Raw genomic sequence first — 20,272 nt, forward strand, 5'->3', positions numbered from 1 at the left:
AAGCTCGGCGCTTGGCCAGAGGGGGCTGGTCCGGCGCTTATCGACCCGGCATAAACGTCTTGTCCAAGACATGCAGAGCATGGCGAGGGCTCGATCCGTCCCCCGGCCCGATTAACGGATTCAATTCATTAAGAATAAAGGTGACCCATGTTGATCCATCGGGGGACGAGCTTGACCGTGGCCGTGGCGCTAGCCGTCACGCTATCGGCCTGTAACGACCACAAGAAAAACGTCGAGACCCAAACCGCCGAGCCCGGCGTCCCGCAGGGGCTGGGCTACAGCCAGACCGTCGATAACCCCACGCTGGCCAGTGGCGAGCAGCCGGTGGTCGACAGCAATCTTTCCGAGACGAACGACAACAACTACGCCATCGCCTACAGCCCGACGCATGATCCCATGCTTCAGATCCTCAAGGGCTTCGACAAGATCTATACCCTGGGCAACGACACGTGGCTGAACTATGGCTCGGCCAACCTCAAACCCGACAGTCCGAACAATCTCTACAGCTATACCGGTGTCGCGGGCGGCGCGACCAAGAAAACGAACGATGTCCTGAGCACGGTCACGTTCGATAACGCCCGGATTCTCGACATGAAAATCTGGAAAGAGAACTTCGACTACGTCAAGACGCTGACCCGCGCTGGCGCCAGCCAACCCGATGTCGATCGTTCGCAGGTCGCAGCACAGCGCTTTGCCTATCTCGACGACCAACGCGAGAAGGGTTACAGCATTACCTCCGGGCTCGGCCCGCTGGCCGACGCTTATCGCACCGGCGCCCACTCGCTGACGACGCTTTCGCGCGACAGTGGCAACGTGAACCTCGTCGACTACAACCCGAGTTCGGGCAACGCGACCTCGTTTTCGATCACCGACAGCAATCACCTGATCAACTCGATCAGCGACGGCGACTCCGGCGGCACCAACTACGGCCAGACCGGCTACAGCCTGGATTCGGTCGTCAATTTGCTGAGCACCATCGCGGCCTACGGCGCCTCGACGGAAGCGCCGAAATATCATTTCGAATCGCCGCGGCCGTGGCGCATCAACGCCAGCGACTATTCGGTCGCCTCGTTCAATGGCCAGGACAAGAGCGCGCTCCAGGAACTCACCTGCTACGACCCGGACGGCACCGCGCATAGCAAGTATTTCGAAGAACCCGCCAATCCGCTGGTCCGCACGCTGACCGGCCTGAAGTGCGCTCGTCGGGCTACTTATACCGACAACGGCGACGGCACTTATTCGGGCAACTTCGACGGCACCGGGACCTGGAAGTCCAGCCGCGCGAAGGACGGCGCCTTCCCCAGCGGCCATACGACGGAAGCCTACGACCGTGGCCTGGGCATGGCCTATGCGATTCCGCAGCGTTTTGCCGAGATGACGGCGCGTGCCGCCGAGCTGGGTGAAAACCGCATCGTCGCCGCCATGCACTCGCCGCTCGACGTCATCGGCGGCCGCATCATGGGCGAAGCCGTCACGGCCGCGACGTTATACGACCAGAACAATCGCGCGATCGCCGACGCCGCGGTATCGCAGGCCCACGCTTATTTCCTGAGCGCCGCCCGTAATGCCGGCTACGACTCGGTCTATGCCTGGGCGCACAGTGCCGACAACGCCGCCGACCACGCCGCGATGAAAAAACGCTACCGCGCGTTTCTGACCTACGGCCTGAGCAAGCTGGACGAAAGCGCCAAGGCGCCGGAAGTGCCCAAGGGCGCCGAAGTGCTGCTGAAATCGCGCTTCCCGTACCTGAATGCCGAGCAGCGTCGCGCCGTTCTGGCGACCACCGAAATCGCCTCCAACTACCCCGTGATCGACGAATCGCACGGCTGGGGCCGGCTGGACCTGGTCGCGGCGGCCGACGGCTACGGCGCGTTCAACGGCGACGTCAACGTCTATATGGACGGCACCAACGGCACCGGGCTCGAAGCCGAGGACTACTGGCAAAACGATATTTCCGGCAAGGGCCGGCTCCAGAAGGACGGCACCGGGACGCTCCACTTGAACGGCGACAACAGCTATAGCGGCGGTACCGTGCTGGTCGACGGCACGCTGGTCGCTGGTTCGGCCAAAGCCTTTGGCAGCAACACGCTGTATCAGAAAGCAGGCACCGTAAAAGTCGCGATCGCCGACGGCGCGAATACCAGCGCCAAGGGTGTCCTCAAGGTGTCCGACTATGTTCAGAAAGGCGGCACCCTCGCGCTGAATCTGAACGACCATGCCCAGCTGAGTGCCGCGAACGGCATTTATCTTGAGGGTGGCACGCTGGCACTCACCGTTCCTGCCACGACGACGAAAGCCACATACACCGTGGCCGCCGCCGATCATGTCAAAGGCACGTTTGCCAGTGCCACGGCCATCGACAGCCAGGGCAAGACGTATAACGTCTCGATCAGCTACAGCGGCAACAACGTGATCGCCACGATTCAGCCCTGATTCGTGGCTCACCCCGGGCTCGATGGACCGAGCCCGGGATCACGGCCGCCACCGGCAAAACGGCGACCGTAAAATACCGACGCCGGGCTGCGCGAACGAGTGCAGCCCGGCGCCGTTAATCGCCCTGCCGAGTTGCCGATCCAATCAATGGCTCGGCCGACATGACGGCCCGGCCAAACCGGCATCACGCGGTCCGGATACGGGCCCAAAGCGGCCCCGGCATTCGCCGGCATGTCCGCGCCGCGTATCATCGACAGGCCAATCGCTATATATCGGTCTCATTGTCGTGAAAGCCGTCGTCTTCGAATCGTTCCAAGCGCCCCCGCATATTCAGCAGCTCCCGACGCCGGATCCCGAACCGCACGGCGTTGTCATCCAAATCGCCGCCTCCGGGCTATGCCGCAGCGACTGGCATGCCTGGATGGGTCATGATCCCGACGTTGCCCTGCCGCACGTACCGGGCCACGAGCTGGCGGGCACGATTGCCGCCGTGGGCAAGGATGTCGCGCTTTGGCACGTTGGCGATCGCGTCACGGTCCCGTTCGTGGGCGGCTGCGGCGCTTGTGATGAATGCCGGGCCGGGCAGCAACAGGTCTGTCATGATCAGTTCCAGCCTGGCTTTACCCATTGGGGCTCGTTCGCCGAGTACACCAGCATCCACCATGCCGACCTCAACCTGGTGCGCTTGCCGGATGCCATGGATTTCACCACCGCGGCCAGCCTCGGCTGTCGCTTCGCTACCTCATTCCGGGCCGTGGTCGATCAGGGCCGGGTTTCGGGCGGCGATTGGGTGGCCGTGCACGGCTGCGGCGGCGTGGGGCTGTCCGCCATCATGATCGCGAACGCCGTGGGCGCGAACGTGGTGGCCATCGATATCGCCGACGATAAGTTGCAGCACGCCCAAGCGCTGGGCGCCGTGGCCACGGTCAATGCCAGCGAATGCGCCGATGTCGCCGCGGCAGTGGTCGAGCATACGCGCGGCGGCGCGCATGTATCGATCGATGCGCTGGGCCACCCCAGCACCTGCTTCAACTCGATCATGAATCTCCGCCGACGGGGCCGACACGTCCAGATCGGGCTGATGCTGGGCGAGCACAAGCGCCCGCCCGTGCCCATGGACAAGATCGTGGCCGAGGAGATCGAGCTGCTGGGCAGCCATGGCATGCAGGCGCATCGTTACAGCGCCATGCTGGACATGGTGAGCGCCGGCAAGCTCTCGCCCGCCCGTATCGTCGGCCGTCAGATCACGCTCGAAGACGCCTGCGATGCACTGATGGCGATGGATCGTCATGCCGACGTCGGCGCCACGGTGATTACCGCATTCTAGGGTCTGTTGAGTAAGGCTCTGAGATATCTCCCATAAAGCCCGGGGGCAACAGGCGCCGTCACGAAATACGCCGTTATAGTTCGCCCCCAGCTTCAAACCATCGAACCGTCGCGACGCTACCGCCTCGGCGCGCACACAGGGCAAGTAAGCTCGACCTCCGGCCGGCCCTGAGCTAGACCTTCGCTGCATTGACACCTCCTGCCCCGGCTCGCCAAATGTAAAGGGCGGCACACGGCTTCTGTGAGCGGCGTGCCCGGCCGGGGAACCGGGATAAAACAATAAAACTCGATCGCGAAGCAGGAGGTTTCGATGAACAGGATCTCGATCAAATATTTGGCGTATTGTTCGGCGGCGGGAGCCGCGCTACTCGCCTCGCCCGTCTTTGCCAAGGATGTCAGCGCGTGTCTGATCACCAAGACGGATACCAACCCCTACTTCGTAACCATGAAGAAAGGCGCCGAACAGACGGCGAAGAAGCTGGGGGTCGACCTGAAAACCTATGCCGGCAAATACGACGGCGATAACCAGACCCAGGTCGACGATATCGAGACCTGCATCGCCGATGGCGTCAACGGCATCCTGATCACCGCGTCCGATACCAAAGCGATCGTCCCGGCGGTCGAGAAAGCGCGCAAGGCGGGCATTCTGGTCGTCGCGCTCGACACCACCTTGCAGCCGACCAACGCCGCCGATGTCACCTTTGCTACCGATAATTTCGAAGCCGGCAAACTGATCGGTGAGTGGGCCAAGAAGCGTCTGGGCAACAAGAAAGCCCATATCGCCTTTCTGGATCTGGCGGTCAGCCAGCCCTCGGTCGGCGTCCAGCGCGACCAGGGCTTCATGCAGGGCTTCGGCATCGACATCAAGGACAAGAACAAATGGGGTGACGAAACCGACCCGCGCATCGTCGGCCACGACGTGACCGGCGGCGCCGAGGACGGCGGGCGCAAGGCCATGGAGAACCTGCTGCAGAAGGACCCGAGCACCAATCTGGTCTATGCCATCAACGAACCCGCGGCCGCCGGCGCCTATCAGGCACTCAAGGCGGTGGGCCTGCAGGATCAGGCCACTATCGTGGCGATCGACGGCGGCTGCCCGGGCGTGAAGAACGTACAGGAAGGCATCATCGGCGCTACGTCGCAGCAGTACCCGCTGCTCATGGCGTCGAAGGGCATCGAGGCGGTCAAGACCTACGTCGAGACCGGCAAGAAACCCCAGAACAGCCCGGGGCTGGATTTCGTCAATACCGGCGTCAATCTGGTCACCGATCATCCGGTCAAGGGCGTGAAATCCATCGATACGAAGGAGGGGCTGAAACGCTGCTGGGGCTAGACGTGGGCGGCGCATGACCGCCAGGGGGCGCACGGCATCAGCAGCGCCATGGGAAGCAAGGAACCGGTTCGGGCGTTGGCGCATCGATGCAACAACGCCCGGCCGCCCCGGCCATGACCGAGCACATCGGCTCGCCTGGCCAGGCGCGCGAATAAAGGCGGGCAACAGCCGATTCGCGAGGAGGAGGACAATATGAGCAACGCATCCGGACCGGGGCGGCCGGCGGCATCCGAGGGCACCGAAGCTTCGTCGTTCGATACGCGCAAGCACACACCGGTCCAGCGTCTCCAGCATTTCCTGCACGGCAATCCGGCGGCCGTGCCGATGATAGTGGTGGTCGTATCGGTCGTGGTGTTTGCCGCGACCATTGGTCCCAAGTTCTATTCCGCTTTCACCCTCACGCTGATTCTTCAGCAGGTGGCGATCACCGGCATCGTCAGCGCCGGCCAGACGCTGATCATCCTCACCGCCGGCATCGATCTGTCGGTCGGCTCGATCATGGTGCTGAGTTCGGTCGTGATGGGCCAGTTCGCCATGCACTACGGCGTGCCGGGCTTCGTGGCGGTGATCGCCGGGCTGGCCGCCGGCGGGCTCTGCGGGTTGATCAACGGGCTGCTCGTTTCGCTGGTCAAGCTGCCGCCGTTCATCGTCACGCTGGGCACCTGGTCGATCTTCGGCGCGATCACCTTCATTTACTCCGGCAACGAAACGGTCCGCAGCCAGGACATCGACCAGACCGCGCCCATCCTGCATTTCTTCGGCAACTCGTTTCGCATCGGCCATGCGGTATTCACCTACGGCGTGATTCTCATGGTCGCGTTATCGGCCTTGCTGTGGTTCGCGCTCAACAAGACCGCCTGGGGGCGGCATGTCTATGCCGTGGGCGACGACAAGAATGCGGCCATGCTGGCGGGCATCCGCACCGGGCGGGTCCTGGTGTCGGTGTATGTCGTCACCGGGCTCATCTGCGGCCTGGCGGGCTGGGCGTTGATCGGGCGCATCGGTTCGGTCTCGCCACAAGCTGGTCAGTTGGAAAACATCAATGCCATCACGGCCGTGGTGATCGGCGGCACGTCGCTGTTCGGCGGCCGTGGTTCGATTCTGGGCACGTTGTTCGGCGCCCTGATCGTCGGTGTTTTCTCGCTCGGGCTGCGGCTGCTCGGCACCGATCCGCAGTGGACACAATTGACTGTCGGCGCACTCATCATCATCGCGGTGGCGACCGACCAATGGATTCGGAAGGTTTCGGCATGAATACGACCACCCAACCCATCCTCTCCGCCCGTGCCCTGACCAAGAACTACGGCCGGGTGACCGCGCTGGACAACACCGATTTCGATCTCTATCCCGGCGAAGTGCTCGCCGTGATCGGCGACAACGGGGCCGGCAAGTCGACGTTGATCAAGGCCATTTCCGGCGCGGTCGTGCCCGATTCGGGCGAAATCCGTCTCAACGGCCAGCCGGTGCAGTTCGTCTCGCCCATGCAGGCGCGCGACGCCGGTATTGAAACCGTCTATCAGACGCTGGCGCTGTCACCCGCGTTATCGATTGCCGACAACATGTTCCTGGGCCGCGAGATCCGGCGTAAAGGCGTGCTCGGCAAGTTGTTCCGCATGCTCGATCGTCAGGCGATGGAAAAATTCGCCCGCGAGAAACTCTCGGATCTCGGCCTGCTGACCATTCAGAACATCGGCCAGGCCGTGGAAACGCTATCCGGCGGGCAGCGTCAGGGCGTAGCCGTCGCACGCGCCGCGGCCTTTGCGGCCAAGGTCATCATCATGGACGAGCCGACCGCGGCCCTCGGCGTGAAGGAATCGGGCCGCGTGCTGGATCTCATCCGCGACGTGAAAGCACGTGGGCTGCCGATCGTGCTGATTTCGCACAACATGCCGCATGTGTTCGAGGTGGCCGATCGGATTCATATCCATCGGCTCGGCCGGCGTATTGCGGTGGTGGACCCGAAGACGATCTCGCCCTCGGATGCCGTCGCCATCATGACCGGGGCCAAGGCGCCCCCGGAAGAAGGGTTGGCGGCGTAACCCGACGACGGGGCGTTTGGCGCCCCGCCGTCCGGCCGACTGGATCGATCAGGTCGTCGCGCGTTGCTTGCGGGCGACGTCGAACCGGTCGTGCATCATCACCTTGTTCCAGGCCGCAACGAAGTCGTGCACCAGCTTTTCGTGGCCGCCGCTCTGGGCATAGAACTCGGCCAGCTGACGCAGCTGCGAATTGGAACCGAACACCAGATCACAACGCGTGGCCTTGAATCGGGCTTCGCCGCTGTGGCGATCGGTCAGCGTGAATTCCAGGCCATCCTCGTCGATCTTCTGCCACTCGAAGTCGGGCGACGTCAGATTTTCGAAGAAATCGTTGGTCAACACGCCGGGCTTGTCGGTGAACACGCCGTGCTGCTTGAACGGGCCGTCGGCATTGATGTCGAGCACGCGCAAGCCGCCGGTAAGCGCGGTCCACTCGGGCGCGGACAGACCCAGCAGGGCCGCCCGGTCCAGAAATATCTGCTCCGGCGCGACGTTGTAGCGGATATCGGTCCGATGGAAGTTGCGGAAACCATCGGACACCGGCTCCAGCCAGCGGAAGCTCTGCTCGTCGGTCTGTTCCGCGGTGGCATCGTTGCGACCCGGCGTGAAGGGCACCTCGATCTCGACGCCGCTGTCGCGGGCCGCTTTCTCGATGGCCGCACAGCCGCCCAGCACGATCAGATCGGCCAGCGAGACTTTCTTGTGGCCGGACTGCGCACCGTCGAAGTCGGCCTTGAGACCGGTGAGGGTCGCGACGACCTTGTCGACCTCGCCCGGGTTGTTCACCGGCCAGTCTTTCTGCGGCGCCAGACGAATACGCGCGCCATCCGCGCCGCCGCGCTTGTCCGAGGTGCGGAACGTCGAGGCCGCACCCCACGCCACACCGGCGAGCTCGGAGACCGTCAGACCCGAATCCAGAATACGAGCCTTGAGATCGGCCACGTCGCCGGCGTCGATCAGCTCGAAATCCACCGGCGGGATCGGGTCCTGCCAGATCAGATCCTCGTCCGGCACTTCGCGGCCGAGATAACGCGATTTCGGGCCCATGTCGCGATGCGTGAGCTTGTACCAGGCCCGGGCGAACGCATCGGTGAAGTAATCGAAATCGGCGAGGAATTTCTCGCAGATCTTGCGATAGGCCGGGTCGACCTTCAGCGCGATGTCCGAGGTCATCATCATCAGCGGGTGATCGACGCCTTCCCGATGCGCGTCCGGCGTGCGCGGGGCGTCCTTGTCGACCGGAGTCCACTGCAACGCACCGGCCGGGCTACGCGTCTGCTCCCATTCGAACTTGAACAGGTTTTCCAGATAGCTGTTGTCCCAGGCCGACGGGTTCTGCGTCCAGGAACCTTCGATGCCGTTGGTCATCGTGTCTTCGGCGTTGCCCTTGCCGCGCGGGTTGTGCCAACCCAGGCCCTGGGCTTCCATCGGCGCGGCTTCCGGCGCCGGGCCGATCTCGTCGGGCGGCGTCATACCGTGGGACTTGCCGAAGGCATGCCCGCCGGCGATCAGGGCCACGGTTTCTTCGTCGTTCATGGCCATGCGGCCGAACGTGATCCGGATATCGTGGGCCGAGTCTTCGGGAATACCCTTCTTGGCCGAGCCTTCCGGGTCGACGTAGATCAGCGCCTGATTAGAGGCCGCCAGCGGCGCCTCGAGATCGTAGTTCTCGTCGCCCGCCTCGCCGGTCCAGCGCAGACCACGATTGACCATCTGATCCGGGTGGCCTTCCATCGGGCCGGGCGGCGCGTCTTCCGGCTTCTTACCGGTCCAGCCTTCCGGGCCCCAGTACGTGAGGTTGTCCGGCTCCCAGGCATCGATCCGGCCGCCGGCGAAGCCGAAGGTGGGAAAGCCCATGATTTCCAGCGAGCAGTTGCCGGTGAGCACAATCAGATCACCCCAGGACAGGGCATCGCCGTATTTCTTCTTGATCGGCCAGAGCAAGCGCCGCGACTTGTCGATATTGCCGTTGTCCCACCAGCTGTTGATCGGGGCGAAACGCTGCATGGCTTCGCCCGCGCCGCCGCGGCCGTCGGCGATGCGATAGGTCCCGGCGGAGTGCCAGGCCATACGGATCATCTGCGGGCCGTAATTGCCGTAGTCGGCCGGCCACCAGTCGACGGACGACGTCAGCAGTTCCTTGATGTCTTTCTTGACCTCGGCCAGGTCGAGCTTCTCGAACGCTTCGGCGTAATCGAAGTCCGCGTCCTGGGGGTTGGCCTCGGCCGGGTTCTGATGCAGCAGTTCCACTTTCAGCCGGTTCGGCCACCAGTGTTGCAACGTCGGCTCGGAACCTGCGGCCCCGCCGACGCTATCGCCGGCGAACGGGCAGCGCCCGCCGATTCTGACTTCTTCACTCATGGGTTACGTTTCCTTGTCGGGATCGAATATCCATCAATTTTGAGTAACACACGACACGTCACCCGCGCTCTCCTCCGTCGAGTCGCGACGACTCCCTCGCGTGATTCGTTTCGAAGGACCGGTCGTTCGCCCGGCACCTCGCACATACACCCCAGAACACGATCTCCGCCTGATCGACCACGAATCCCGTAGCCGGCTCGGACGCCGGCGTCAGACACGGCGCATTCCCGACACGACAGTGCGTATCGACGATCGTGCCGCAACAGCGACATATCAGGTGATGATGGTTGTCATCCTCGTGACGCTCGAACCGTACGGGGTGCCCGAACGGTTTGATCTGGCGCACGAGCCCCACGTCTGCACAAGCCGATAGCACGTCGTATACCGCCTGCTTGGATACGCTGCCGACGCGATCACGCACGCCGTCGCAGACGTCGTTTGCCGTGGCATGCGGATGATCGGCCAGCCAGGAAAGCACGGCGCAACGCACAGCCGTGGCCCGCAGGCCGAGACTGCGAAGCCGTGCCGCGATTTCCCGTTGTTCGCTCATCGCCGGGCGTGCCACCGCCGGTGGACGGACGCCCAACGATCGTCATCGGCCCGGCCGTCATCCCGGTCGGCAAAGCGTTTCGGTCGCATGGCGCTACATTGATGGGGTGCGTAAAAAGACTACGACCGGTTGCTTGCAATGGATGCAATCCAAAAAAAGATTGCACCCCGCTTTATACCCGCCGGCTTTGGCCACGCCGACCAATCGCCAGCGCGCAGCTCGCCAGTTTGGCCGGAGGCGGTTCAGTGCGGGGTGGATGCGTCGCCCAGATCGTGCGCGACACGCCAGCCCTGTTCGGTGAGTGCGTAGTAACCCTTGGCCTGGGCTTCGAAAAGGCCGGCTTCCGTCAAATCCTTAACGACATAGATCCAGCGCAACCGTTCCCGACGATCGCCGGGCGCTTTTCCGGAGCGTCGGCATTCCTCTGGCGTGCGCTCCCAGCCCCATTGCATGTCACAGACCGCCCCGGGGGCCCACAGGCACTCGTATTCGCCTCGGGCGGCGGCGATCCGGCACAGGCCGCGATGTTGATACACGCATCGCAGCAACGCTTTTTGATCCGCCGTAAGCACCTTCCGGACGTCTTCTTCGGGAGCGCCGCTGCCGTCGCCGCGCGCCAGGAGCTCTCGCAGCAATGAAATCGTCGTTGCCCGGAACAACGCCTCATGCTGCGAACACACGGTGTGCAATTTCACCGCCAGGGCGCTCAAATGACGCCTCGCCTCGGCCTCCGGCAACTGAAAGAAATCATCGGGGTCTCGGGCATTCGCTCGCACGAACCGCCACTGCTTGAGCAACGCCTCATGCCAAACCTCGTCGGTCGGCACATTCGACTGCCGGAGGTCGAAACGAAGACGCATGAGCGCCGGGCGCTCGGCCAGCTCGTCATCCGCGATCGCATCGGGAAACAACGCATAAATCGAGGCCAGTGCCACGTGGTCGGGGAGCTGGGCCGCCCACTTCTCGGTCGCGCGGCGCAAGTCCACGGTCAGCTTATCTCCGCGCAAGCGTTCGAGCACGCCGTTGGCGAGCTTGGTACCGGCGTATCCAAAAAGCCAGGCCTCGATTCCGGATGCCATGACACGACCTCCACAGCGATTCCCGCTGACGCTCAGCCATCTGCGACACCGACACGGGGGCACGAACCCGTAACAAGCCGAACAGCACCGGCCAACGCCGCCCATCCACCGGCGCGACTCACCGGTACGCCACTCACGCGCCCCTTCCAATCCCGACAACTCTGTTCTAGCCGAACGGGCCCCGGCGCTCAAGCGGCGCTTTCAATCGGCCTGATTTCGATCGGGCACCTGACAACGCCGCAGCCCCTGACGAAAGCCGAGATGGCCCGACTGCAACGCCGATTGCTTCGACGCCGACGACACGCCATCTCAGGACTCTTTCCAAGATTTCGGCGGGAAAAAACCGGTAATGCTGCGGGCAATCACCAGCACGATGAGCAGTAGCGCCAGCACGATCAGCTGCGACGTTTCGAAGGTCTGGCCGTACAACGTCACGAGCATATCGCGCAAGACAAACACGGCAGTCACGTCGATCAACATCGACAACCGCACTCGACGCACCTTGACGTACTGAACGAAAGTGCTGAACAGCTCGATGATGACGAACACGTCGAGCACGCTCGACACCAGATCCCGAAACTCGGTCGCATCCAGCTCGGTGGTTTTGATGGTCGGCAACAACCGAAACAGCCCCGCCGCCACATCGAAAAAGGCGAAGCCCAACGTCACCAGCATGATCAAAACCAGACCAATCACCACCACGTCCACGACCGAATCGTAGACCCGCATGATCATGTACTTCACGGCACCCTCGAACGTTTCTCGACGAAGAAAGCGAGCTTACACTCGCCGTTCGAAGCTCATGATTACAGTGGGACCGGCCCGCTGAGCATCTCGATCTCCGTCCCGAGTCGCGCGTTCGCCCCTCGCCGGAAGCTGTCGCGACCGACCGCTCACCAGGGCGCCACAAGCATATCGGGCGCCCCGCTTGAATCCCTTCGAACGGCCTGCCGGCTGACCGCCTTACCGAGGCCGGTTTAAACCGGCCGAATCGTCGATATACATCGGGGGACACGCTGGCATATCCGCGCCCAGCCCTATACAACTCGTCCTGTTCCCAATTCAACGAGGCCCCGTTTATGAAAGCTATCGCCACACGCGGTGCGACCGATATCAACGCCGCCGGCGCGTTCGAAGCCATCGACACCGACATCGCCGAACCCACCGGGCCGGATCTGCGCGTGCGGATCGACGCGCTGGCCGTCAATCCAGTGGATACCAAGGTCCGCGCCGGCGCCCTGGGCGAGCTCGAGCAGCCCACCATTCTCGGCTGGGATGCCGTCGGCAAGGTCGAAGCCATCGGCGATGCGGTCGAGAACTTCAAGGTCGGCGACCGGGTCTACTATGCCGGCCAGGTCGACCGGCCCGGCTGCGACGCCGAACAACAGATCGTCGACAGCCGGCTCGTCGCCCACGCCCCCGAGCGGCTCAGCGACGAACAGGCCGCGGCCATGCCGCTGACCGCGCTCACCGCCTGGGAAGGGCTGTTCGACAAGCTCGGGCTGCAGATGGCGCCCGACGCCCACAGCGAGCAGACCCTGCTGGTCATCAACGGCGCCGGCGGCGTCGGCTCCAGCGTCATCCAGCTCGCCCGCCAGCTCACCGGCATCCACGTGATCGCCACCGCCTCGCGGGCCGAATCGATCGACTGGTGCAAAAAACTCGGCGCCCACGAGGTCATCGACCATCACGAACTCGTATCCGCGCTCAAGGCGGCCGGGCACGACACGGTCGACTACATCTTCAACTGCCACGACATCGGCGTGCACTGGCAGAACATGGTCGATGCCATCCGCCCGCTCGGCCGTATCGTGGCCATCGCCGAAACCGAGCAGAGCGTGGACCTCAACGCCCTGCAGCCCAAGGCTGCGACCTTCAGCTGGGAATTCATGTTCGCCCGCGCGCTGCACGGCTACCATCCCGAGCGCCAAGGCGAGATCCTGGCCAAACTCGCCACACTGCTCGACGACGGGCGTATCCAGTCCACCCTCGGCGACGTCATCGGCCCGCTGAACGTGGATAACCTCACCGACGCCCATCGCCGGCTGGAAGCCGGGCATACCATCGGCAAGCTGGTGCTCACCGCCATCGAGTGATCGGCACGATTCGGCAGCCCGGCGTTTGCGGGCTGCCGAATCACACGCCATGAACCTCGCCACGCTGAAAACCCGGACACGTCAGCTCAGGCAATACACGCTGACGGTGTATTTCGCCGCACGCGACCCGCGCACGCCGTTCCTGGTTCGCGCTTTGGCGATCGTCGTGGCCGCGTATGCGCTGAGCCCGATCGATCTCATCCCGGATTTCATTCCCGTCATCGGCCTGCTCGACGACCTGATCCTGCTGCCGCTCGGCCTCGCCCTCGTGGTCCGTCTTACGCCGCCCGAGGTGATCGAAGCCGCAACAATTCGTGCCCGACAAACAGCCGAGAAGCCCGTCAGCTACCGGGCCGCCGCTTGCGTGATCGGCGTTTGGGTCCTCCTTATCGCATTCGCCGGGTATGCACTTTTGGGCGGGCACGGCTGACAGCAAGGCTGGCGCAATAACGCGATCCGCAACACGCCCCTGCGCCACCCGTTGGGCCATCGACTTCGGCGACCGACGCGACGTGATAAGCGGCCCGACGAGGGCATACCAACGAGAACGCTCATACGGCCCGGCCGAAACCCCTCCGTTCGTTCGAGCGGCCAACCGCGCCGCGAAGCCGGGCTCGGGCGTGACGGACATGACAGAACATGACCTGACCGCTCAGGCGCCCCATCCGCCCGCAGGCGAGATCGTCAGCTTACCGTTCAGGTCGTCGGCGTAGAGTCGACTAGACAGATTGCGATACAGCCACCGCTCAGGGAGGCGTCATGCATAAGCTTCAACGCAAGACGACCGTCCGAATCGCCGCCAGCGCCCTCGCGTTGGCCGGGTTGCTCGTCACCACCTCGGCCTGGGCCATCGATGGCGCCGGCGCACTCGGCCAAGCCACCGGCGCCAATGGCTCGATGAACGGCAGCATCTACGTGCCGGAACGCCAAGCGACCCATCCTCAATCCATGCAGCCACAGCAACGCTACGGCGGCCGATATCGTCGCGACCACGACCGCGACGAGCACCGACGCCCGCGCTACGACCGACGCTATCGCAATGAATATGGTCCGCGCGGCCATTACCGGGTCAATGGCAATACCGGCGGCATTCAACCAGAGACACGGCGCCCGCTAGACCCCGGCCGTATCAGTCCCGACCGACGCCGGCTGGAGCATCGCTTCGGCGACTGACGTCTCGAGCCGCGGCCCCGAAGGCGAAAACACATCGCAAAGCCTCCGGACCGCTGTACTCACGTGGGCCGAAAGTCGCTGGGCAGCCAATTTTGTTCTCGCGTTCCGAGGGGATCGGCGACCTGGCGTCGGAGCGCGAACACAACCACCCTGGAAGGGTAAAAACCCCTACAGCCACATGCGTTATGGCGTTCTAGCATGGCGGCCGAAGACACCGTCTTGTTTCCGCCGGGCTGCAATTCTGCATACGACCGTGGGCAGGGCATCGCGGGCGCCTTCGCGGATGGTTCAACTGGAGCAGGTATGCGTCGATCCTCGGAATTGGCGATAAGCGGCGCCTGGGCAACAGCGGTTGCTTTTGGCCCAGCGCGCATCGGCTACGGCCTGTTTCTGCCAAAGTTTCGAGAGCTGTTCGGGCTGTCGCAGTCCAACGCCGGACTGATCGCGAGCGCCGCGTTTGCCGGTTTTTTCGTCGCCTTGTTGTTCACCGGCATGCTCGTCGCACGCCGGGGCGCGCGTCTGCCGGTGGTTCTCGGCTCGATCACGGCCCTCGCCGGATTTGTGCTCGTCGCGTTCGCCGAGAACGTGACCGTTCTGGCACTTGGCGTTGTACTCGCCGCCACCAGCGCCGGGTTCTGCTGGACCCCGTTTAACGATGCGGTGGAGCAGGCGGTAGACGAGTCCCGGCACGCACGGACCCTGTCCATCGTCAGTACCGGCACGACCGTCGGTATCGCCTGCTCGGGTGCCCTGGCCATTGCTGTGGCCGGTTCGTCCCATGGCTGGCGCGCGGTATGGGTGCTGTTCGCAGTCGCCGCCCTGGTCTCGGCGCTTGGCAACGGTTGGGCGCTACGGAGATTACGCGCGCCGGCCCAGCATGCCACCACACGGAAACTAACCTGGAGTGCCTGGGCACGACCGGCGTTGCCGCTTTATGCGATCGCCGGCTCGTTCGGCATCACGAACAGTATCTATCTGTCGTTTGCCGTCGACCGCGTGTCACATAGCGGCGGCCTCCCCGGGCTTGCCGCAGAGCTGGCCGGGCCAGTGCTGTATGTCGCCTTCGGTTTCGGCGGGCTTTTCGGCCTGCTGACGGCCGATATCAAACAAAGAACCGGATTGCCGGCGCTGGTGCGCTTTATCCTGATCTGTTCCTGCGTCTCCGTCGGCCTGATCGGGGGTTGGCCCACCGCGTGGTGGTCGGTGTTGCTGTCGGCCGCGCTTCAGGGCCTTTGCGTGATGGTGTTGAGCGCGATCTTTTCGTTCTGGAGCGAAAGTCTTTATCCCAGCAAACCGACGCTCGGTTTCACCGTGGTGCTGTCGTTGTTCGCGGCCGGCAACATCATTGGCCCGGTGCTGGCCGGCTATTCGGCCACGGCGTTCGGTCCGGCGTCGATGTTTTTCGCGACCGCCGCCGTATCGCTGATCACTGCGGTGCTGTTCCCTTCTCGCGTCCGCCAGCGTTAATCCGTCCCGAGCACGTCATTACCCAGGCTTCGAGGCGTTATCGCGCATCGTGGGGCGGCTAGCCGGCCGCCTTACCGCTCAAAGCATCCCGGCGCGCCTGGCGCCGCCCTTCTTCCAGCTGCGCCTGATCGGGATCGACGGGGTCGTCCGTGAAGGCCGCCATCAGCTCGGCACAGGATTCCTCCACATCCGGTTTCACTTCCGGATGGGTGAAGATATAGAACGCGTCCCGCTCGATGCCGGCGCGGATACGCGCCGCGGCGATCATCGGGTCCATGCCCTGAGGCAGGACCTGCCGAAACAGCTCGGCGCCCTGTAACCGCACCGCCTGCGTCTGCTCGTCCACAGCGCCCTGAAAACGGGCCTGGCGGTGATCCTCACTCTCGTAGAGCCGCGTCGCCACGGTCCCCGGGCACACTAGCGAAACCGCGATGCCGTGGGGCACGAGATCACAACGCAGCGCGTCGGAAAACCCGCGAATCGCGAACTTGCTCGCCGCGTATACCCCCGCGCCGGGCCCGGCAGCGATACCGGCAATGGACGACGTATTGACGATGTGGGCGACCTCGCCGTGGGCCTTCATCCGCAGCAGCACGGTGAGCACGCCGTTGACGGTGCCGCCGTAGTTCACGCCCATCACCCACTCGAAATCCTCGGCGGACGCGTCATTGACGTCGCGTATGACGTTCACGCCGGCATTGTTGTAGAGCAGGTGAATCGGCCCGAACGCCGCCTCGGCCTCGTCCACCGCGGCCGCCCAAGCGTCGCGATCGGTAACATCCAGCTCGATCAACCGCACCCGCGACGCCGCCGCCTCGAAAGAGGCTCGCGCCTCGTCCAGATGCGCCCGGCTGAGATCCGCGACCGCCACGTTCATGCCTGCGTCAACCAGCACCCGCGCCACAGCCAGCCCGATGCCGGCGCCGCCACCGGTGACGAAAGCCGTGCGACCGGATTCAATCTGCATATCGCCTCCCGATGGTTATCGGGTCATCAATAACCACCGATCGTACTCCGATATGAGTAGCACTCGGACCTGGAATCCGATGGTTCAATGGATGCGTTGTCGATCCATCTGCCGAGCGCAGGCCGCGAAACCGTGGTACGTCACCTATGGTTTCTTTCGGGGCCGAGGCCGTCACATACACACCACAAGACGTTCTCGCGATACCCTTCCGAAAAACCAAGGTCCCACAATGAATCCATCCCAACAACCGGTCGCCCTGATCACGGGCGCGGGCAGTGCCGACGGCATTGGCTTTGCTATCGCCCGCGAACTGGGACAAGCCGGCATGGCCGTACTCATCTGCGCCACCAGCGAACGCATTTTCGACCGCGTCGAAGAACTACGCCAATCGGGCCTGTCGGCGCACGGGTTTATCGCCGATCTCACGATTGAGGCCGAAGTCCATCGCCTGTGTGCCGACGCCGAGGCGCAACATGGGCGGGTCGATGTTCTGGTCAACAACGCCGGCATGTCCCAACTCGGGAGCCCGGAACCCTCGGCGGACATCGTCAACACCACACTCGATGAGTGGATGTTGTCTCTGAATCGAAACCTGACGACGGCCTTCCTGATCACGCGCGCCCTCCTGCCCGGCATGATCCAACGCGGATACGGGCGCATCGTGAACATCTCCTCCACCACCGGCACGACCGGGTCCAACCCCGGAGAAGCCCCCTATGCAGCGGCCAAAGCCGGCATGGTAGGCCTGACCCAAAGCCTGGCACTGGAAACCGCCCAATCCGGCGTTACCGCCAATTGCGTCGCACCCGGCTGGATCGAAACCGCATCAAGCACCGAGGAAGAAATCCGCGCGGGCCAAAGCTCACCGATCGGACGTCCGGGCCGCCCCGCAGAAATCGCCGCCGCCGTCGCCTTTCTCGCATCGGCCGGCGCCAGCTACATCACCGGCACCACACTCGTCGTCGATGGCGGTAATGCGATTGTTGAAAACCTGCATACACAGGGGAAACGCTGAGTCGAGTTGGCTGCAAGCACAGAGCGGCCGCCGATATGTCGTAGGCCGAGTTTCAAGATAAACCGAGCTCGGGGCCGTGAATCGCTACGTCAGGTTATTCGGGTGGCGCAAACGATGGCCGCAAACCTAGCGCGCCCCTATCGTTCGCTCGTCGCGGTCTTGCACCAGGATGTTGAGCCCACCCGCCGAAGGCAAAACGCAAGACCTGACCCCGAGCCTCACGCTATTGCTCGCAAACGGCCATGTTGATTGTAGTCACCACCATGGACGATTTTATGCCGGCGTTCGACAAGTGTACTTATCGATCTAAGCAATCGTTTTCTGTATGTGAACTCTTGAGCAGATAACGTTACAGGCTTGGCAAATCCAATACACTGATACAGCTTGTCAACGGTTTTAAAATTTTGAGTGACAAAGGTGCCTAAGTGACGCCTCACCATGTTTGAAAGAACCCGTTTCGGGCGCTGATTATCAAACATTTCAATCGACTTTCCGAGCGTTAGTCCAGAATCCGAAAGGAGCTGCTTTAGCTGCTTATTGAGGCCATTCTGTCTTATGTATGGAATCAGCGCTTCGCAGAATCTATCGGTGAAATACGAGTCCATTGCGGCGACAGCAAGAACAATTCCAGCACGGAAGAGATCGTCGTCGGTTTCATCAAGCGCCTTATCGGACGAGCGCCATATCTCCCAATGGCGTTTTATCATCCGGACTGACCGATCATGGCTTCTTACAAATTTCTTTGCCGCGCGACTTTGCTTCATATATCTAACGCCTAAGCTCAGTTGTGGCCGCGCCAGCGGGCATCAACTGCAGCGATTTGTTAGGCAAGCCAAGATAGTAGATGAACTTTTTAACCACATTCACGCCACTATTTCACTTTACGAAAGCGAAAGCGAACCGGCGGGAGCGACTTTGAACCTTCTGGAAGCGCTTCAGGCGCCATACTAACTTCCCAACCCCTCGCATCAGCCCAAGTTCTGAGCTCCTTTTCGGCAATTATCGAATGCTCGAAGGTGCGAGGATGAGGATCTTCGGAAGGAAAAGCCTTGGCGACTTCGCTATATGGAACTGTCAAATCAACTTTATCGGTTACACCAAGTTCTCGTTCGAGAGTGCCTTTATATTCGTCGGACTCGCTACTAGCCATTCTTAAACCCTTCGCCTAACGCCGGCGTAACGGGCAGATTTGTGAAGCGCAGCGGAACAAACCGGTCCCGTTGACGCATTTGTCAGACGGACGCGGAGGCATAAGCAGCTTGTAGTTGCCGTTCCGCCCCCTCTACCGTCAATGGTCCAGCAGACCTTTCCTCAAGAATACCTTTTATATGCTCCCAACACTGATCTATATCAGTTAGATCTGTGTCGGTAAAAGTGACGGTTGTTATGCCGTACTTTTCAAAATAAGCGTTGCGCTTGTCTGCCTCTTTACTCCACTTCGCCGAAAGCTCTTCGTTGAGCGTCTTTTGAGTTTTTTTAGTACTCCCTGCAATTGACATATGCGAAGAAGCTGGGCTTATTTCAAAACCGACCATTCTCATGGTGTATGGATTGAGTACTGAAAAATCCAAACGATAAAGATGCTTGACCTCTTTACCTGCGTACCGAAGCTCCGGAATTAACAAAGGCACAGAGCCTGGGGAGTCGCTTTCTCTGATGTAGTCCAGATATCGCGTTGAAATCGCTTGCTCATACTTCGAATTAGAAACGCGAGCCAATACCGTTTGGTAAAAGGTCAGAAACGCCTGAACATCTGGAGACATCACAGGCTCTTCATTTTCTGGCGCTATCAAGCCAGTCTCCAAAACATGTTCAATGGTCCAGTATGCATAATTTTCACGTCGCATCTGGCTCTTATCATTTGTCCATTCACCAAAACGATGTGCCGGTGAGATCAAAAGGCCCCAGACCAGCTTGCCCGAACCAAACCAGACTTGCCACAGGTTTTGGTCCGGTTTTGCTCTCACTCGTGCTTCAAAATTACGGTAGAAATTTCTCTCTAAAAACCGATGAATGTAATCATGGAGAAGCTCGTCCTGAAGCATCTCTGGAATTATTTCTTCTGTTCGCTTGCGACCCCCAAAATGGCGACGACGGGCGATATACGCTTTTCGCTCAATCACTTGTTGTGTTAGCCCATTAAGCCATCGAGCGATAAAATCTTCTGGAGAGTGAAATTGCATCCGAACACTATCTACAAAGGTATTGTTATTTCTACCAATATGAGCGTGCATTTGATGAACATTCGATTTACGACCAACGATCTGGGAAAAGCGAACTAACGCTTCGCCGCGCATATCTTCAAGCCGCAAAGAAAGCTCTTCTTCTTTCCTTTGAATGTCTTTAGTTAGTGTCGTCATATTCTCATTGATTAAACTTCGTCTAACGCCAATTCGACGACATATATCTAGCATTAGATATATAGCCATCCAT

18 protein-coding genes are annotated in these 20,272 nt (G+C 61.8%); 10 read left to right on the forward strand and 8 right to left on the reverse strand.

Annotation, left to right across the window (positions count from 1 at the left end):
- Window positions 1-147 precede the first annotated feature (147 nt).
- The 5 genes from C41B8_RS06745 (at window position 148) to C41B8_RS06765 (ending at window position 7,131) form a co-directional block, all read left to right on the forward strand.
- The gene (locus C41B8_RS06745; protein WP_037335873.1) at window positions 148-2,433 is read left to right on the forward strand and encodes a phosphatase PAP2 family protein; all 2,286 of its coding nucleotides are present in this window, start codon (window positions 148-150) and stop codon (window positions 2,431-2,433) included.
- Between the two features lie 286 nt (window positions 2,434-2,719).
- Window positions 2,720-3,760, forward strand: a complete 1,041-nt coding sequence (locus C41B8_RS06750; RefSeq protein ID WP_037335875.1) for a zinc-dependent alcohol dehydrogenase family protein — start codon at window positions 2,720-2,722, stop codon at window positions 3,758-3,760.
- Between the two features lie 309 nt (window positions 3,761-4,069).
- Entirely contained in the window at window positions 4,070-5,092 is a 1,023-nt protein-coding gene (locus C41B8_RS06755) for a sugar ABC transporter substrate-binding protein (RefSeq protein WP_037335878.1), read from the forward strand.
- Between the two features lie 192 nt (window positions 5,093-5,284).
- Window positions 5,285-6,346 carry an ABC transporter permease gene (locus tag C41B8_RS06760; protein ID WP_037335881.1) on the forward strand — a complete coding sequence of 354 codons (1,062 nt, stop codon included), beginning with the start codon at window positions 5,285-5,287 and terminating at the stop codon, window positions 6,344-6,346.
- Window positions 6,343-7,131, forward strand: coding sequence for an ATP-binding cassette domain-containing protein (locus tag C41B8_RS06765; protein ID WP_037336077.1), 789 nt, complete (start codon window positions 6,343-6,345; stop codon window positions 7,129-7,131). Before C41B8_RS06760 ends, C41B8_RS06765 begins: the two co-directional genes overlap by 4 nt.
- A 48-nt stretch (window positions 7,132-7,179) precedes the next feature.
- Here C41B8_RS06765 and katG read toward each other — a convergent pair whose 3' ends face one another.
- From katG to C41B8_RS06785, 4 genes are all read right to left on the reverse strand, one after another.
- On the reverse strand, window positions 7,180-9,492 hold the full coding sequence (katG, locus tag C41B8_RS06770; protein ID WP_037335884.1) for a catalase/peroxidase HPI: 2,313 nt from the start codon (window positions 9,490-9,492) through the stop codon (window positions 7,180-7,182).
- A gap of 58 nt (window positions 9,493-9,550) precedes the next feature.
- A complete protein-coding gene (locus tag C41B8_RS06775) occupies window positions 9,551-10,042 on the reverse strand; it encodes a Fur family transcriptional regulator (RefSeq protein ID WP_037336080.1) in 492 nt (163 codons plus the stop codon).
- 242 nt (window positions 10,043-10,284) lie between these two features.
- Complete coding sequence (locus C41B8_RS06780) at window positions 10,285-11,121, reverse strand: hypothetical protein (protein WP_037335885.1); 837 nt, start codon at window positions 11,119-11,121, stop codon at window positions 10,285-10,287.
- Between the two features lie 309 nt (window positions 11,122-11,430).
- Complete coding sequence (locus C41B8_RS06785) at window positions 11,431-11,856, reverse strand: phosphate-starvation-inducible PsiE family protein (protein WP_051883198.1); 426 nt, start codon at window positions 11,854-11,856, stop codon at window positions 11,431-11,433.
- A gap of 344 nt (window positions 11,857-12,200) precedes the next feature.
- Here C41B8_RS06785 and C41B8_RS06790 point away from each other — a divergent pair, with 344 nt between their 5' ends.
- The 4 genes from C41B8_RS06790 (at window position 12,201) to C41B8_RS06805 (ending at window position 15,857) form a co-directional block, all read left to right on the forward strand.
- On the forward strand, window positions 12,201-13,217 hold the full coding sequence (locus C41B8_RS06790; protein ID WP_037335888.1) for a zinc-binding alcohol dehydrogenase family protein: 1,017 nt from the start codon (window positions 12,201-12,203) through the stop codon (window positions 13,215-13,217).
- A gap of 49 nt (window positions 13,218-13,266) precedes the next feature.
- Window positions 13,267-13,647: a YkvA family protein gene (locus C41B8_RS06795; protein WP_037335891.1), complete on the forward strand. Its 381-nt coding sequence runs from the start codon at window positions 13,267-13,269 to the stop codon at window positions 13,645-13,647.
- A 329-nt stretch (window positions 13,648-13,976) separates the two neighbouring features.
- Window positions 13,977-14,390 carry a hypothetical protein gene (locus C41B8_RS06800; protein WP_037335893.1) on the forward strand — a complete coding sequence of 138 codons (414 nt, stop codon included), beginning with the start codon at window positions 13,977-13,979 and terminating at the stop codon, window positions 14,388-14,390.
- A gap of 303 nt (window positions 14,391-14,693) precedes the next feature.
- On the forward strand, window positions 14,694-15,857 hold the full coding sequence (locus C41B8_RS06805; RefSeq protein ID WP_051883199.1) for an MFS transporter: 1,164 nt from the start codon (window positions 14,694-14,696) through the stop codon (window positions 15,855-15,857).
- 58 nt (window positions 15,858-15,915) lie between these two features.
- Here C41B8_RS06805 and C41B8_RS06810 read toward each other — a convergent pair whose 3' ends face one another.
- Window positions 15,916-16,824, reverse strand: coding sequence for an SDR family oxidoreductase (locus C41B8_RS06810; protein ID WP_037335896.1), 909 nt, complete (start codon window positions 16,822-16,824; stop codon window positions 15,916-15,918).
- A 229-nt stretch (window positions 16,825-17,053) separates the two neighbouring features.
- Between C41B8_RS06810 and C41B8_RS06815 the strand changes: the two genes are divergently transcribed.
- Window positions 17,054-17,839 carry an SDR family NAD(P)-dependent oxidoreductase gene (locus tag C41B8_RS06815; RefSeq protein WP_037335899.1) on the forward strand — a complete coding sequence of 262 codons (786 nt, stop codon included), beginning with the start codon at window positions 17,054-17,056 and terminating at the stop codon, window positions 17,837-17,839.
- Between the two features lie 218 nt (window positions 17,840-18,057).
- Here C41B8_RS06815 and C41B8_RS20430 read toward each other — a convergent pair whose 3' ends face one another.
- From C41B8_RS20430 to C41B8_RS20065, 3 genes are all read right to left on the reverse strand, one after another.
- The gene (locus C41B8_RS20430; RefSeq protein WP_156962455.1) at window positions 18,058-18,603 is read right to left on the reverse strand and encodes a HEPN domain-containing protein; all 546 of its coding nucleotides are present in this window, start codon (window positions 18,601-18,603) and stop codon (window positions 18,058-18,060) included.
- Between the two features lie 107 nt (window positions 18,604-18,710).
- Window positions 18,711-18,989 carry a hypothetical protein gene (locus C41B8_RS20435; protein WP_156962456.1) on the reverse strand — a complete coding sequence of 93 codons (279 nt, stop codon included), beginning with the start codon at window positions 18,987-18,989 and terminating at the stop codon, window positions 18,711-18,713.
- Window positions 18,990-19,071: 82 nt separating this feature from the next.
- Window positions 19,072-20,199, reverse strand: coding sequence for a hypothetical protein (locus tag C41B8_RS20065; protein ID WP_198025093.1), 1,128 nt, complete (start codon window positions 20,197-20,199; stop codon window positions 19,072-19,074).
- Between the last annotated feature and the right edge of the window lie 73 nt (window positions 20,200-20,272).

This window comes from Salinisphaera hydrothermalis C41B8 (assembly GCF_000732535.1).
GTDB classification, from domain to species: Bacteria; Pseudomonadota; Gammaproteobacteria; order Nevskiales; family Salinisphaeraceae; genus Salinisphaera; species Salinisphaera hydrothermalis.

Coding starts and splice junctions, on each gene's coding strand:
- C41B8_RS06780 (WP_037335885.1), bottom strand. CDS start 11,121: ATGGCATCCGGAATCGAGGCCTGGCTTTTTGGATACGCCGGTACCAAG.
- C41B8_RS06800 (WP_037335893.1), top strand. CDS start 13,977: ATGCATAAGCTTCAACGCAAGACGACCGTCCGAATCGCCGCCAGCGCC.
- C41B8_RS06745 (WP_037335873.1), top strand. CDS start 148: ATGTTGATCCATCGGGGGACGAGCTTGACCGTGGCCGTGGCGCTAGCC.
- C41B8_RS06810 (WP_037335896.1), bottom strand. CDS start 16,824: ATGCAGATTGAATCCGGTCGCACGGCTTTCGTCACCGGTGGCGGCGCC.
- C41B8_RS06760 (WP_037335881.1), top strand. CDS start 5,285: ATGAGCAACGCATCCGGACCGGGGCGGCCGGCGGCATCCGAGGGCACC.
- C41B8_RS06790 (WP_037335888.1), top strand. CDS start 12,201: ATGAAAGCTATCGCCACACGCGGTGCGACCGATATCAACGCCGCCGGC.
- C41B8_RS06755 (WP_037335878.1), top strand. CDS start 4,070: ATGAACAGGATCTCGATCAAATATTTGGCGTATTGTTCGGCGGCGGGA.
- C41B8_RS06805 (WP_051883199.1), top strand. CDS start 14,694: ATGCGTCGATCCTCGGAATTGGCGATAAGCGGCGCCTGGGCAACAGCG.
- katG (WP_037335884.1), bottom strand. CDS start 9,492: ATGAGTGAAGAAGTCAGAATCGGCGGGCGCTGCCCGTTCGCCGGCGAT.
- C41B8_RS06765 (WP_037336077.1), top strand. CDS start 6,343: ATGAATACGACCACCCAACCCATCCTCTCCGCCCGTGCCCTGACCAAG.
- C41B8_RS06775 (WP_037336080.1), bottom strand. CDS start 10,042: ATGAGCGAACAACGGGAAATCGCGGCACGGCTTCGCAGTCTCGGCCTG.
- C41B8_RS06815 (WP_037335899.1), top strand. CDS start 17,054: ATGAATCCATCCCAACAACCGGTCGCCCTGATCACGGGCGCGGGCAGT.
- C41B8_RS20065 (WP_198025093.1), bottom strand. CDS start 20,199: ATGACGACACTAACTAAAGACATTCAAAGGAAAGAAGAAGAGCTTTCT.
- C41B8_RS20435 (WP_156962456.1), bottom strand. CDS start 18,989: ATGGCTAGTAGCGAGTCCGACGAATATAAAGGCACTCTCGAACGAGAA.
- C41B8_RS20430 (WP_156962455.1), bottom strand. CDS start 18,603: ATGAAGCAAAGTCGCGCGGCAAAGAAATTTGTAAGAAGCCATGATCGG.
- C41B8_RS06795 (WP_037335891.1), top strand. CDS start 13,267: ATGAACCTCGCCACGCTGAAAACCCGGACACGTCAGCTCAGGCAATAC.
- C41B8_RS06785 (WP_051883198.1), bottom strand. CDS start 11,856: ATGATCATGCGGGTCTACGATTCGGTCGTGGACGTGGTGGTGATTGGT.